Source organism: Actinomycetota bacterium (assembly GCA_035640355.1).
Lineage (GTDB): Bacteria > Actinomycetota > UBA4738 > UBA4738 > HRBIN12 > CALGFI01.
This window is the reverse complement of sequence record DASQWI010000017.1, coordinates 197,710-211,675: the sequence shown is the minus strand read 5'-3', so window position 1 is coordinate 211,675 and position 13,966 is coordinate 197,710. Positions and strand designations below refer to the sequence as shown.

The window sequence follows — 13,966 nt, the reverse complement described above, 5'->3', positions numbered from 1 at the left end:
GGGTCGGAATGGCGTCCATCTCTGAGCGGGAGAGCCGGGAGATCGAGGAGGCGAACGCCTCGGGCACCATTCCGGTCGTCTTCATCCACGGCCTTTGGCTGCTGCCCAGCAGTTGGGCAAAGTGGGCGGACCTCTTCAAGCGGGCCGGTTACGCGCCGCTGACACCGGATTGGCCGGACGATCCGGAAACGGTTGAACAGGCACGGGCGAACCCCGACGTCCTCGCCAACAAGACGCTGAAGCAGGGTGCCGACCACACTGCCGACGTGATCGGCCGGCTCGAGGAGAAGCCCGCCGTGATGGGGCACTCGACCGGCGGATTGTTGGCTGAGATCCTCGCCGGCCGTGGGCTCTCGGCGGCCACGGTCGCTATCGACCCGGGCGTGTTTCGCGGAGTCCTGCCGCTGCCCCTCTCCACGCTCAGGGTGGTTGGACCGTTCCTGTTGAACCCCCGGTATCGAGGTCGCGCCATCACGCTCACGTTCGATCAGTTCAAATACGGCTGGGCGAACGCCCTCGATGAGGACCAGGCGAGGCGCCTGTACGACTCGTACCACGTGGCCGGATCGGGGATCGCCCTGGCCCAGATGGCCAACGCCAACCTCAACCCCTGGACCGAGTCGAAGGTCGACACGACGAACCCCGATCGGGGTCCGCTGCTGATCCTCGACGGGGAGAAGGACCACACCGTTCCCTGGGCGATCGCCAACGCCGCATACAAGCGGCAGAAGCGCAACCCGAGCGTCACCGAGATCAGGAAGATGCCCAACCGCGGCCACTCGCTGACCATCGACGACGGCTGGCAGGAGGTCGCGCAGACCGCACTCGACTTCGTTCAGCGGTTCGTTCCTGCCAAGCCGAGCTAGCGGGACTGGTGTGCAGTGCACGCCTTCGAGTTGGGTCGGGAACCCGCGGAACTGAAACGCACGTACTCGGAGGTGTGGCGTCTGGGCGAGAACCTCGCCGACGACCGATTCGACATCACCCGGGAGAAGACCGACGATGGGACCCTTCGATGGTCGACGACTACGTGCGCGAGGCGGCCGAGGACACGGTGAAGCTCGTCGAGGCGACCGCGCGAAGGCAGGGCGAGACCGGCGAGAGCGAGGCCCTCGCCACCGTGGGCATTGCATGTGCCTCCACGCTCGAGCCGAAACTGCGGGAGTACATCCGAACCGGCGCGGCGGCCGACGATACGGCCGCGATCGCGAGGTTCCGAGACGACTACGACTGTGGTGGGCAGATGGCCGAGAGGAGGTTCTTCCCCGAACCGGAGACGTGGCTCGCGATGTCCCCGCTGATCGCGAACGGGATCGAGCTCCACATCGACGAAACCGGACTGGCGATGGTCTTCGCCTTCAGCGCGATCACGCCGCCGTTCGAGCAGGCCGGTGTCGCGAAGGGCGGCTACCTGGCCCGGATGGCTGAGCTGATCCGTCACTACATCCAGCCGGTGAACGCGGACGACCTCCGAGCCCGATCGGAAACGGCGACGAAATGGCTGAACGAGTACATCAGGGTGCACGCGGAGGTGGAAGCCGGGTTCCGCGCCGCCGGTAACTTTTCGGACGCGGAGGTCATCGTCGAGACGCGCAGGCGAATGGAGGATCGAGATCTACCGCCGGAGCTCTGACGAGCGCTGATCATTTAATGACGCGGCGCATGTGTCGCGCGATGTGAAGATTCATGGTGCCTCCGTCATCATGGATGACGCATGAAGCCGCGCATCTTCCTGGGGTCGTCGGGCAAGCAGGCCGAACTGCTGGAAGCGATCACGCACGGGCTCGAGGACATCGCCGACGTCGAGCCGTGGACGACCACGTTCAACCCTGGGCGGTCCACGCTCGACCGGCTCGTCGAGCTCTCCCAGGAGGTTGATTTCGCCGCGTTCGTGTTCGCCCCGGACGACTGGACGACGACGGATGGGCCTCAGTCCGGCCAGGCGTCGCCGCGCGACAACGTGGTGTTCGAGGCCGGGCTGTTCGGCGGCGCGCTCGGCATCCGGCGCACGTTCATCCTCCACGCGCACGGTACGAAGCTCCCGAGCGACCTGCTCGGGCTGACGTCCGTCCGCTACGACCCGGCGGCGACCCCGGAAGAGCTTCGCGCGATCAACGAGAAGCTCCGCAAGGCGATCGAGACCGAGGGTCGCCGCGGCCCGGTCGAAGGGCTGTGGTGGCAACTCTCGCTCACCATGCGGACCGAGGAGGAACCGTCGGCGGTGGGCCTCCTGAGCATCTCGCGGGACCGCGATGGTGGCCTCAACGTGAGCGGCCGCGGCTGGCAAGAGGATGGCACGCTGTCGGCCCGCTACCGGAGCGAGGCGGCGAAGGAGCTTAGGGGCCCGGCCGGCATCTTCTATTTCTGGAAGGGCGAGCGCCCTCGGCATGCGAATGCCCCGCAAATCGAAGGCACCGGCGAGATCAGGGTGGAGACCGCCGACCGCGCCAGGGGGTACTGGACGACACGGTCGGATCGCGACCCCGGCGTGAATGCCCGAACCGCCGGCATCTACCCTCGGGCCCACCCGTCCGACCTTCAGGTGCTGGACGGCGGGAGCGAGGAGGAGCGGGCCCAGCTCATCGCGCAGCGCCTCCAGGAGTGGACGTCGGCCGCGAACGCATTCTGAACGAATCGGGCCCCGACGAAGCTTGGACTCGAAGGCGCATCCGCCCCTGTACCCGGTGCGGTCGCGACGAAAAGCGATCCTGAGCAACCCAGTCCGGACATCGATCTCCCCGGGCAGCGCGAGTACGGTTGTCCGGTGCAGTCGCGGAAGACCGTCACCATCCTCTTCACCGACATGGTGGGGTCCACCGCGCTTGGCGAGAGGCGCGATCCCGAGATCGTTCGCCGGGTAATGACGACCTATTTCGACCGAATGCGCGAGCTGCTCGAGCGACACGGCGGCACCGTGGAGAAATACATCGGCGACGCGATCGTTGCCGTGTTCGGGATCCCCGAGATCCACGAGGACGACGCCCTGCGTGCCGTCCGCGCCGCAGCCGAGATGCGCACCGCCCTCGACCGCCTCAACACAGAGCTCGACGGCCGGTACGGCGTCCGGATCGAAACGCGGACCGGCATTAACACTGGAGAGATCCTTGCGGACGACGCCCGAAGCGACGCTCCGCTGTCCGCGGACGCAGCGAACCTCGCCGCGCGTCTTGAGCAGGCCGCATCGGCCGGCGAGATCCTCCTTGGGGAATCCACGTACCGCCTTGTCCGCAACACCGCCGTCGTGGAACCCGTCGGGCTGTTGGTGCTAAAAGGAAAGACCGACTCGCAACGAGCGTGGCGACTCGTCGAGGTTCCGCTCGCGGGTCGTGAGACCGGACGGCGCCTCGACTCACCCATCGTCGGCCGCGACGGGGAACTAACCGCGCTCCGAAAGGCCTTCGACGACGTCACCGCACGCCGCGTTTGCCGCCTCGTGACGATCATCGGGCCCCCCGGCGTCGGCAAGTCCCGCGTGTGCACCGAATTCGTCGCCCGGCTTCGGCCCTTGGCCACGGTCCTCCAGGGCCGCTGCCTCCCATACGGCAGCGGCATCACGTACTGGCCGGTGGCCGACGTCGTCCGGGAAGCGTCCGGAATCACAAGCGAAGACGCTCCTGAGGAAGCCATCGCCAAGATCGCGGCGCTCCTCCGCTCACGCGACGACGCCGACGCGATTGCTGAGCGGCTCGGCTCGGTCCTCGGGTTGTCGGCGGCGGCTCCCGGTCAGGAGACGTCTTGGGCGGTGCGAAGCCTCCTGGAGACCTTGGCCTCTCAACGGCCGCTTGTCGTGATGCTCGACGACGTCCATTGGGGCGAGCCCACCTTCCTCGACCTCGTCGAGTACCTGGCCTGGTGGAGCTCGAACTCGCCCATCCTGTTGGTGTGCTCTGCGCGACCGGACCTACTCGAGGCCCGGCCGGCGTGGGCCTCGGCCATCCCCGAGGCAACCACGGTCCGACTCGACCCACTCACCGAGCACGAAGCCGAACGCCTGATCGAGAACCTCCTGGGGCCCGCGCCCCTCGAGCGGGAGGTGCGCGCCGGGATCCGCCGCACCGCGGAGGGCAACCCGCTGTTCGTCGAGGAGATCCTCCGGATGCTGGTCGACGATGGGCTCCTCCGCCGCGGCAACGGCCAGTGGATCGCGTCAGCCGACCTATCGGAAATCCATATTCCACCGACGATCAACGCGCTGCTGTCCGCACGACTCGAACGCCTGTCACACGTGGAGCGGGCGGTCATCCAAAGGGCCTCGGTGGTGGGCAAGGTCTTCTCGTGGGGCGCGATAACGGAACTGTCCCCCGAGCCGGAACGGCCCGCTGTCGGCGGTCACCTTCATTCACTGGTCCGCCGTGAACTGATCCGACCCGATCGGTCCCGGTTCGCCGAGGAGGAGGACGCATTCCGATTCAGCCACATCCTGATCCGCGACGCCGCGTACGCCGCTACCACGAAAGAGACTCGTGCCGAGCTCCATGAGAGATTCGCGGGCTGGCTGGAAGGCAGGACGGCGGACAGGCTCAACGAGTTCGAGGAGGTGGTCGGCTACCACCTCGAGCAAGCGCATCGATATCGGAGCGAGCTCGGAGACGGCGAGGCACTGCCTCGCCTGGCGGCGCGGGCCGCCGAGCGTCTCTCCGCGGCCGGCCAGCGCGCCTTGGCCAGCATCGACATACCCGCGGCGATCAGCCTCCTGTCCCGAGCGACCTCCCTGATGGAGTCAGGGGATCCGAACCGCATCGAGCGCCTCGTCGACCTCGCCGAGGCGCTCACCGAGGCTGCTCAGTTCGAGCGGGCAAGGAACGTGCTCCACGAGGCCGCCCAGGAGGCCGAGAAGCGCGACGACGACCGGCTCACCGCCCACGTCGTGGTGGCCGAGTGGATCGTCAAGTCTGGTGAGGGGACCAGCGAGGTGGATCGGGCCGAGGGGGACAGCCTTCGAGCGATCGAGGTGCTCCGCAGGCACGCTGACGACGGTGGGCTTGCACGTGCATGGGGGGTGGTCGCATCGGCGAGGTGGCGGACGGGGCGCGGAGCGGCCGCCGAGGAGGCCCTAGAGCAGGCCCGGCGGCATGCCGTCTCGGCTGGTGACCATCTGCGGGTGGCCGACAGCTTGCTGACCCTGAGCGCGGTGCTGGTCCAGGGGCCCCAGCCGGCCGACGAGGCGGCCCGACGGGCAGAGGCGATTCTCGAGGAGCACGCCGGGAATCGGACCATTGAGGCGTACATGTCGCACGCGCTTGCGCACCTTCGCGCGTGGCAGGGCCGATTCGACGAGGCCCGTCGATTCGCCCGGCGCTATCGCGACATCCTGCGGGAGAACGGCCAGGAGGCAAACTGGGCGGACTCGTCCGAGTGTGAAGGGGACGTCGAGCTCCTCGCTGGTGATTCCGGGAGAGCTGTGGAGATCCTTTCCGAGGGGCAGCGCAGGACCGAGGAGATCGGCTCAACGGACGCCACGGTTCTTCCGTTCCTGGCCCGCGCGCTGTTCCTGAGTGGACGGTGGGAAGAGGCCGAGGGCCCGGCGCTTCTCGCAATCGAACGAGCGCAACCGCTCTGGAAGACCGTGGCCCAGACCGTCCTCGCGCAGGTGCGAGCCCGGCAGGAGCGGGCGGAGGAGGCGGTGCGCTTGGCCGGGGAGGCGATCGACTCCCTAGAAAAGTCGGACTACCTCGTGTTCCAGGGGTGCGCGAGCCTCGGGATGGCCGAGGTACTCCAACGTCTCGGCCGTGGCGATGAGGCCATCCCATTCCGGAAAGAGGCCGTGCGCAGATTCGAGCAGAAGGGCGCGATCGTGTGGGTCGATCGAGCCACGGCACATCGAGAGAGTTGACGCGCAGCCGACTACGCCCTCGCGCGGACCGGTTGTGGTCATTCTTCCGCTGCGTCGACCTTGAGCGTACGAACCTCCGTTACGTGGAGTCCCGTTCTGTCGTGATCAGAATCGTTCAGTCCGGTTGCCTGTGACGCCCGGTTCGGACATCGCCTTCGAGTTGACCGCTCGGCCTTCGCAACGATAGGAAGGTCGTTGTCCGGGCGGACTTCTTCGCCCCGGGTTATCGGCTGATCGAGTTACGAAGGAGGGCGCCGTGCCCAGACGGTTCCGTCTTCCCGTCGCAGTCACCCTCGCGGTCGTGGCATCTCTGCTGCCACTGTCGCCATCATTGGTCCAAGCAGTCGACCCGCCTGCGGAAAAGGTCATCCTGTTCTCGTCCGACGGCATGCGGCAGGACCTCGTTCACAGGTACGTGGACGAGGGAGTCATGCCCACCTACGCCGATCTCCTGGCCACCGGGGTCGAGGCCAGCGGCGACGGCATGCTCCAGGGGTTCCCGCCCAACACCGGCGTGGGATGGGCCACCTTGGCCACCGGCACCTGGCCCGGTGAGCACGGCTCCACCAACAACACGTTCCATCGAACCGGCGAGTCGAACTTCAACAACTCCACGAGCTTCTCGGCGACCGGCATCCTCCAGACGGACACCATCGCCCAGGCTGCCGAGCGCGCGGGGAAGACGGTGGTGGCGATGGAATGGGTGGCTGCCCGCAGCTACACGCCTGCTCTGCAGGGGCCTGTGGTGGACTTCCGGACGTTCATCGGGCGCCGCGGCATCGTCCTCAACTTCGACATCCCCGGCCAAACCGCCGGCAGCTTCGGCGTGGAGTACCAGAAGCGGGACCTGGGCGACGCCACCGGCTGGACCAATGTCCCCGCCTCTTTCAGCCCAGCCAAGGAGACCTTCTTCTCGCAGAGTGATACGCGGATCCCCGCCGGAGGCGACTGGGACGTCTACATCTTCGACTCGACCGACGACGGCGAGACGAACTACGACGGGGCGTTGGTTGTCAATCGCGCCGACGGCAAGAACGGCAGCAAAGCGGCGGCCACGCTGGCCCAGGGCGAGTGGGCTGACACCAAGGTCACAGTCGCCTCCGGTCCGCTGGCCGGCCGGACCGCAGGCTTCTACATGAAGCTGATCGACCTGACGCCGGACCTGAGCCAGTTCCGTCTGTACTTCACCTCGGTGCAGCGGGTCAATGCCACCTACAACGCCCTCGGCGCCGCCGGGTCCGCGGACTTCGAGGAGACGCTCAACAGCGACTTCCCCACCTCGACGGCTGCCGACTTCGCACCGCTCGAGGCGGGCATCGTCGACGAGGACACGTACGTGGAGCAGGGGCTGATGTGGAAAGACGCCCACTGGGCCTACCTCGAGCACATCTTCGACGTGCTCGCCGATGAGGGGAAGTCCGTCGACCTGCTGCTCCTGGGGAACCCGACCACCGACGAGTTCAGCCACCAGTTCATGGGGTTGGTGTCGCCCACGGACATCGACGGGAACCCCAACCCGTACTTCGACGACCTCACCAACGACGACATCCCCGACGGAAGGGTTTCGGTTCGCGAGGGCTACATCCGTTCGGCCTACGAGGAGGCGGACGGGACCCTGGCGCTGGGGCGGAGCCTCATGGGCGACGACTCGGCGGTCTTCGCCACCTCCGACCACGGCTTTGGTCCCCAGTGGTTCGCCGTGAACGTGAGCAAGGCCCTGGTCGATCTGGGCTTACAGGAGCGGGAGCAAAGCGGCAACTGTCGCAAGGCAGCGAACGATCCCGGCACCAGCACCCCTGGCGACACGCTTGCCAAGGAGTGTCACGCGGGGGGAACGGCGCAGATCTACATCAACCTGGCCGGCCGAGACCCGGCCGGGAGCGGCGATCTCCAAGTTCCCTCCGGACAGTACGAGGCCGTCCGCAACCAGATCATCGAGTACTTCGAGGACCTGGACGACCCGAACCTGCCCGGTCAGCAGAAGGTCGTCGAAGCTGTATTCAAGAAGGAAGAGCTTCGCGACGTCGACGGAAGCGACTCGCTACACCCCAACCGGAGCGGTGATGTCGTGGTGGTGTTCCGGCCGCCGTATCAAACCGACGCGGCGACGCCCGGGCAGCTCGTCGCGTTCTCCCAGTTCTTCGGTCAGCACGGATACCTCCCTGACATGAAGTCTCTAGAGAACAACGTGAACATGCGGGCCACGTTCGTGGCCGCGGGACCGGGGATCCGGGACGGCGCGACCGCTGCGGTGCGCGCGATCGACGTCGCCCCCACCATCGCCTTCCTGATGGACATCCCGGGGCCACAGAATGCCCGAGGCCGGATCCTGTACGAGCTCCTCACCGATACGGGGAACCTCCGTGAGGTCAGCATCCTCGACATCAGCGACTACCACGGCCAGCTGGTGCCGCTGCTCGAGGCGGCCGACTCGTTCGGGCCGACGTTCCCGATCGGCGGCGCGGCCTTCCTGAAGCCCTGGTTCGACGCGTACCGCGCGGAGACCCCGGGGAAGACGATCACGTTGACCGCCGGCGACGCGGTGGGCGCCACGCCGCCCATCTCCAGCTTCTTCGGAGACAAACCCACGATCGAGCTCATGAACATGATGGGCTTCGACCTGGACGGCCTCGGCAACCACAACTTCGATCGCGGACACGAGTACCTCCGCAATGAGCTCATCCCGCTGGCGAAGTTCAAGTACGTCTCGGCCAACGTCCTCTTCTCGGGAACGGACGAGACTCCGGAGGAGTGGTCGAAATCCCGCGTCTTCGACTTCGGCAGCTTCAAGCTGGGGGTGGTCGGGTTCACCAACGAAGACGCTCCCACCCTGGTGAAGCCGGGCTCCTTCGGCCCGTTCGAGGTCACCGACGCGACGGCTGCCGTGAACGAGCGAGCGAGCCAGCTTCTCCGACAGCCCGGCATGGCCGGCGTCGTGGCCATCGGGCACCTTGGCGCCACGGCGGGAACGCTGACCAACCCCACGGGGCCTCTGGTCGACCTGGCCGACAACGTGTCCGGCGTCGACGCCGTGATCGGTGACCACACGAACTTCCAGGTCATCACCATCAGGCCGAACGGCGTGCTGGCGGTGGAGAACCTCAGCAAGGGGGTTCGGTTCACTCGGGTACGCCTGGTCGTGAACACGACGACCGACGACGTGGTCTACATGACGGCCGACTTCCACAAGCCCTGGAACATCGGGGTCCCGCCGGACCCGGCCATCCAGGCACGCATCGACGAGCTCAACGCCGAACTGTCCCCGATCCTGGGAACCGTCATCGGTGAGTCGACGGTGGAGGTCCTGCGGTCGGATTCGTGCGGCCGCTCCGACGGCCGGCTCTGCGAGTCCAAGATCGGCGACGTGACCACGGACTCAATGAGAACCGAGTACGGCACCGACTTCGCCATCACGAACTCGGGAGGGCTCCGGGCCGCGCTGACGTGCCCGGCGGCCGGCAGCGCCGGCTTCTGCCCGTCGGGCGGGTCGACGCCCCCGTTCCCGATCACGCGAGGCTCCGTGCTCGGCGTACTGCCCTTCGGGAACGTCGTCTCCACGACGTCGGTGAACGGCGCCGAGCTCAAGGCGTTCTTGGAGAACGGCGTGTCCGCGATGCCGGGGGCCAACGGGCGCTTCCCCCAGGTGTCGGGGATCTGCTTCACTTACAACATCGAGAGTGCGCCCGGGAGCCGGGTAACCGGGGCGGTCCGCCAAGCGACAGACGGATCCTGCACCGGGCCTGCGGTGAGCTTTGGCGCCGGGACGACGTACACCTTGGCCATCAACGACTTCATGGCTGCCGGTGGGGATGGATATCCCAACGTCTCAGCCCGCGCGACGACCAGGGAGCTGATGGACGAGGTACTGGCGAACTACGTCACGGCAAACACGCCCATCAGCCCGGCTATCCAGGGACGGATCGCATGTACCGATCCGAACCCCGGCAGCGGGAACAACTGCCCGGCCATCACCGCGCCGTAGGAGGCGAGGGCCGAAGCGAGAGGGGCGGCCTCCGGGCCGCCCCTTCATCATGTTGCCTCGACGGCGCCTCTACCGTACCTTTCTCTATCGACTCGAACGAGCGAGAGGGGGTGAGGACAGACGATGCGACGAGGCCCGATCGATGGAGCCGCTGGTCCGCTCGTGTCCTTGCCCCAGTTCATCCGGTAGGACTCGTTCCCGGCCCCGCTCCAATCCTTTCGCGCGACGTCGCGACGTTTCGTCGCGGCGTCCACGGTCATCAGCTCGATGAGCTGATCCAAGGAGGTGATGGCAGATGAGGAGTTCCGACCGCCCACGTTTCGAAAGTGAGGTACTCACCTGCGTCACCTACGGACGAGTCAGCTGGTTCGACGGCTGAAGGAGAATCGCCGAAGCGGCAAGCGCGGTTCGGACTCGGCGATCCTGGAGGAGCTCGGCCGTCGCGCGCGGCGCGCCAATTGCCAGCGCGTGCGGCATCCTCGCTAGACCCGACGTAGCCGGTTCGTCACACACCAATGAAGGCCCCGAGCGCAACGGCTCGGGGCCTTCGATCGTTCGAGGCGCCAGCGGATCACGGGACGGGCTCCTCATCACCTACCACTCCATCGCGGCGGTTCTCCGGGCGCCCGGGGATCGACCAGTGGCAGATGTTCGCGAACCATCGCAACGAACGGTGCCATGCTCTCGCGGAGCACCTCTGCGTCTTGAGGAGTTGCTTCGCCGTCGTACGCTCGGCCGGCAGCGCGAATCGCCTGGTGCCACCGCTCCGGCAAATGCTCGAGCGCCCACATGCCGCCAGAACGCTTCGAGATCGCGACATCGCCCGTATCGATCGCGTACAAGATGCGGCTGCCGTTCCAGATCGCATACGTAGCCTCGAAGGGATCGTCATCGCCCTTCTCCACGTGACGCTCTATGTGTTCCAGCTCGCGGCTGAGTGCGGCTTCGATCTCCGGCCAGGTGGGTGGAGAGACCAATCCCTCCGGGGCGGGTCCGAAGAGGTTGACGTAGCGACCGGCATGCCAATGTGCGCGCTCGATCGCCCACGATGTCAGGCGACGCTCTGGATACAGCGCATCGGGCGGAGGCTCGGTGCGAGCGGCGTCAGCCGCAAGCACGTACCAGATGTCCCAATCGATCTCGTGTTCACGTGCTATGTCCGCCTTCGCTTGTTCAAGGGTTCGCGTCGTTCGTTCGTCGGGGACGCGTTCGAGAATCGCGACCGTGTCCAGGTCGCCGAGGCGTCGTGAGCGGTCCGGGAACGCCGTTCCGCCGTATCCCCACAGGGCCGTCAAGGCGTCCCCGAGGGACTTTCGTGCTTCGTCGCCCAAACGAGCCCACGCCTGGGCGGCCGTGATCGGTAGTTGGTCGAGAGGAACTGTCATGGGTGAGCCTCCGAGACGGCACGTGAGGGACCGCACGCCGATTCAGAAAGAAGTCGGTAGGAGCGTCGGCGGCAATCGAGTCGCTCACTGAACAAGTGACGCATCGACGCCCTTGAGTCTGTGACGTCACCACCTCGCATCGACTCGTAAGGGAGCTAACGGCACGGGCTAGTTCATCGACATGCAGCCTACTGTCGCAGCGCGCGGACCGTCGGGCCTATCCACAGGGCAAGAATCAATACGACGAGCACGAAGAACACTGCCAAACGGATAAGGCCTTGGATGGTCCACCCCTGGTCAGATATGCGAGTGGAGCTGGCGGTCAAAGACGTGGTGTTCCCTGTCCTCGGAGGCCATCGCGTGGACCAGTTGGCGTCCCTCCATCACGCCGATCCGCGCCTTGCGGGCCAATGAATGGGCGGTCGATGTGAACGTCGTGGTTGTTACAACGATTCCTCGGTCGGCGCCATGGTGGTTCCGAACTGCCCTGATGAACCCCTTCATCTATTGCGACCCGATCCTCCGACCGGGCGAGGGGCGCCTCGCCCGGACGAGCACCGACCGGCCTGCTCGATCCAGGCATCTGATCTCGGAGGGATCGGAGTTGGACCGGTGCACATCAACGTAACCACGCTTCTTGAACAGTTCAGCCACGGCTTCTTCATAGCCGTCCGCAGAGGTTGCGGCGAGCGAGCGAAGGATTACCAAGCGATGGTCGCGACGTTCCAGGAACCAGGGCCACCCTACCCACCACAGGATCGCTACCACGATGATGTCTCCGGTCGCCTGAAGGCGCGTGAGATTCGCCAGGGCGATCGCCGCGATCCCGCCCACGAGCAGGAGCACGAACACGTCCCCGGCGATGAACTCCGGAGGACGTCTCCTCACGGATCTCCTCCGACTTGACCCAGGGTCATATTCGAGCAGCGTAGCGTTGTAACTGCTTCGAGCTGGGCAATACAGCGCCGGTAAGCGTTCGTCCGAGGCGCATTGGAAGGAATGTCGTGGCTGCGCTGAACAAGCTGTGGCCAATGACTGAGGCGCGCAGCTTCTGAGGTTGGGCGTGATTTCCTGTCCAAACCAGACTACTCTGACGCTTGCCTCCCTCTGGCGTCGGACAGCATGCCGTTCAATTTACTGACCAGGAGTTGGGCGGACCGATTGTTCGGCCGCGTGATCGGATTGGGAATCGATATGCCGTATATAGGTATCACTCTTCCATTGTTGAGCTGCACATGGCCGATGCCTGGGAACACCCCCTTTGCAGCAGAGAAAAGCCCACGATCTCCTCCCAACGCAATGAGTTGGAGCGAATGGGGTTCTTGATAATCACTCCATTCTCAGTCACGACCACTCCAGATCTGGAAAGTGGGAAGGCGAACGCAGCCAGCAAAACTACTAGCAGCATGAACCCAACGCGCGCGCCGAGAGAGAGGGCGGCGGAAGCCTCCTCGTCGGAGAGCTGAACAAAGGCCATGAGAGGTGCGATGATCGCAATGGCGAGGAGAATCAGGGACTGTTCTCTGCTTCGCACCACGCGGCGTTGCATCCCGCTCATCAAGGACAACCCCATCCAATGTCGGCGGCGGTAGCACAAGAGGCAGCGGCATATTCGCAAATCCGTCACCATGATTACTTCCCACCACCTGAGCGCTGGCAATGGAAAGCGCGACGCAGCGGTGGCCGCGACTCCCTTTGCGTACTCACCGACGGCCCCGCCGGGCACAAGAAGAGATATCGACGCGGGGAAGTTCGCAGGATGCCCGGCTTGCACCGGCCCTAACCTGCGGTTCCTTTGGAGCGGACGACGGGATTCGAACCCGCGACCCCCACCTTGGCAAGGTGGTGCTCTACCAACTGAGCCACGTCCGCGTGCTGTTCACCGAGTCTAGAGAGCCCTCTCGTCAGCTTCAACTGGCGAGTTTCGGCAGGTCAGGTACTGCCCGTGGAGCCGAAGCCCCCTTCCCCACGCGTCGTAGGTGGGAGCTCATCCACCCACTCGGCGGCGAGCTCCGGCACTGCGACGACGACGAGCTGAGCGATCCGATCCCCTTTCGAGATCCGAACGGGTGTGTCGCGATCGAGATTGACGACCGCGCAGATGACCTCTCCGCGATAGCCAGCGTCGATGAGGCCGGGCGCGTTCGCCATCGTCAGGCCGTGCTTGCTCGCGAGCCCACTGCGCGGAAGCACCAGGCCCGCGCGTCCATCTGGGATCGCGACGGCAACACCCGTCGGAACCAGCGCGCGCTCGCCCGGTCCGACTTCGACGTCGACGGCGGAACGCAGGTCGAGCCCGGCGTCGCCGGGATGCGCTCGCCCCGGAAGGACGGCGTCGGGGTCCAGCCGCTTGAACGGAAGCGTCACGCCGGCTCGACGAGCTCCAGGCGGTTGCCGAACGGGTCTCGGACGTGGAACCGCCGGTAGCCCTCGAGCTGCACGTCCTCGTCGATTCGATACCCGGCCGCGTTGAGCTTCTCGCGCAGCTCGTCGAGCCCGTTCACGATGAACGCCGGGTGCGCACGCCGTGCGGGGGTAAACCCCTCCCGCTCGACGCCGAGGTGCAGCTCGAGCGAACCGTTTCGAAACCACAGTCCTCCGCGCGGCGCGAGCTCGCTCGGCTTGGGGACCTCCGGAAGACCGAGTAGTTCGCCGTAGAACGCTCGTCCCGCGCTCTCCTCACCGGGCGGCATCGCGATCTGGATGTGATGGAGCCCGGTGACCTCGTACGCCATGGCGGTGGAGCGTAGCGAACGGCGCCGGCCG

At 66.0% G+C, this 13,966-nt stretch carries 10 protein-coding genes and 1 tRNA gene; 5 read left to right on the top strand and 6 right to left on the bottom strand.

Annotated elements, in window-relative coordinates; genetic code table 11:
- The first annotated feature begins 8 nt into the window (after window positions 1-8).
- From VFA08_09645 to VFA08_09625, 5 genes are all read left to right on the top strand, one after another.
- Window positions 9-866 (top strand): alpha/beta hydrolase, encoded by an 858-nt coding sequence (locus tag VFA08_09645; GenBank protein ID HYZ13852.1) that lies wholly within the window; start codon window positions 9-11, stop codon window positions 864-866.
- 149 nt (window positions 867-1,015) lie between these two features.
- A complete protein-coding gene (locus VFA08_09640; protein ID HYZ13851.1) occupies window positions 1,016-1,633 on the top strand; it encodes a hypothetical protein in 618 nt (205 codons plus the stop codon).
- 81 nt (window positions 1,634-1,714) lie between these two features.
- Window positions 1,715-2,629, top strand: coding sequence for a nucleotide-binding protein (locus VFA08_09635; GenBank protein ID HYZ13850.1), 915 nt, complete (start codon window positions 1,715-1,717; stop codon window positions 2,627-2,629).
- Window positions 2,630-2,764: 135 nt separating this feature from the next.
- Window positions 2,765-5,833: an adenylate/guanylate cyclase domain-containing protein gene (locus VFA08_09630; protein HYZ13849.1), complete on the top strand. Its 3,069-nt coding sequence runs from the start codon at window positions 2,765-2,767 to the stop codon at window positions 5,831-5,833.
- A gap of 256 nt (window positions 5,834-6,089) precedes the next feature.
- Window positions 6,090-9,815 carry a 5'-nucleotidase C-terminal domain-containing protein gene (locus tag VFA08_09625; GenBank protein ID HYZ13848.1) on the top strand — a complete coding sequence of 1,242 codons (3,726 nt, stop codon included), beginning with the start codon at window positions 6,090-6,092 and terminating at the stop codon, window positions 9,813-9,815.
- Window positions 9,816-10,405: 590 nt separating this feature from the next.
- On the opposite strand, the gene VFA08_09620 is transcribed toward VFA08_09625, so the two are convergent.
- The 6 genes from VFA08_09620 to VFA08_09595 form a co-directional block, all read right to left on the bottom strand.
- Window positions 10,406-11,200 carry an aminoglycoside adenylyltransferase domain-containing protein gene (locus VFA08_09620; protein ID HYZ13847.1) on the bottom strand — a complete coding sequence of 265 codons (795 nt, stop codon included), beginning with the start codon at window positions 11,198-11,200 and terminating at the stop codon, window positions 10,406-10,408.
- A 504-nt stretch (window positions 11,201-11,704) separates the two neighbouring features.
- Window positions 11,705-12,088 (bottom strand): hypothetical protein, encoded by a 384-nt coding sequence (locus VFA08_09615; protein ID HYZ13846.1) that lies wholly within the window; start codon window positions 12,086-12,088, stop codon window positions 11,705-11,707.
- A 322-nt stretch (window positions 12,089-12,410) separates the two neighbouring features.
- The gene (locus tag VFA08_09610) at window positions 12,411-12,758 is read right to left on the bottom strand and encodes a PH domain-containing protein (protein ID HYZ13845.1); all 348 of its coding nucleotides are present in this window, start codon (window positions 12,756-12,758) and stop codon (window positions 12,411-12,413) included.
- A gap of 238 nt (window positions 12,759-12,996) precedes the next feature.
- Window positions 12,997-13,072, bottom strand: a tRNA-Gly gene (locus tag VFA08_09605).
- Between the two features lie 60 nt (window positions 13,073-13,132).
- Window positions 13,133-13,567: a dUTP diphosphatase gene (gene dut, locus VFA08_09600; GenBank protein HYZ13844.1), complete on the bottom strand. Its 435-nt coding sequence runs from the start codon at window positions 13,565-13,567 to the stop codon at window positions 13,133-13,135.
- Window positions 13,564-13,935, bottom strand: coding sequence for a VOC family protein (locus tag VFA08_09595; GenBank protein ID HYZ13843.1), 372 nt, complete (start codon window positions 13,933-13,935; stop codon window positions 13,564-13,566). The genes dut and VFA08_09595 overlap by 4 nt, the downstream gene beginning before the upstream one ends.
- Window positions 13,936-13,966: the final 31 nt, after the last annotated feature.

Bases quoted from the DNA above. Each gene is read 5' to 3' on its own strand.
- VFA08_09645 (HYZ13852.1), top strand. From the start codon at position 9: ATGGCGTCCATCTCTGAGCGGGAGAGCCGGGAGATCGAGGAGGCGAAC.
- VFA08_09635 (HYZ13850.1), top strand. From the start codon at position 1,715: ATGAAGCCGCGCATCTTCCTGGGGTCGTCGGGCAAGCAGGCCGAACTG.
- VFA08_09595 (HYZ13843.1), bottom strand. From the start codon at position 13,935: ATGGCGTACGAGGTCACCGGGCTCCATCACATCCAGATCGCGATGCCG.
- VFA08_09610 (HYZ13845.1), bottom strand. From the start codon at position 12,758: ATGAGCGGGATGCAACGCCGCGTGGTGCGAAGCAGAGAACAGTCCCTG.
- VFA08_09620 (HYZ13847.1), bottom strand. From the start codon at position 11,200: ATGACAGTTCCTCTCGACCAACTACCGATCACGGCCGCCCAGGCGTGG.
- VFA08_09640 (HYZ13851.1), top strand. From the start codon at position 1,016: ATGGTCGACGACTACGTGCGCGAGGCGGCCGAGGACACGGTGAAGCTC.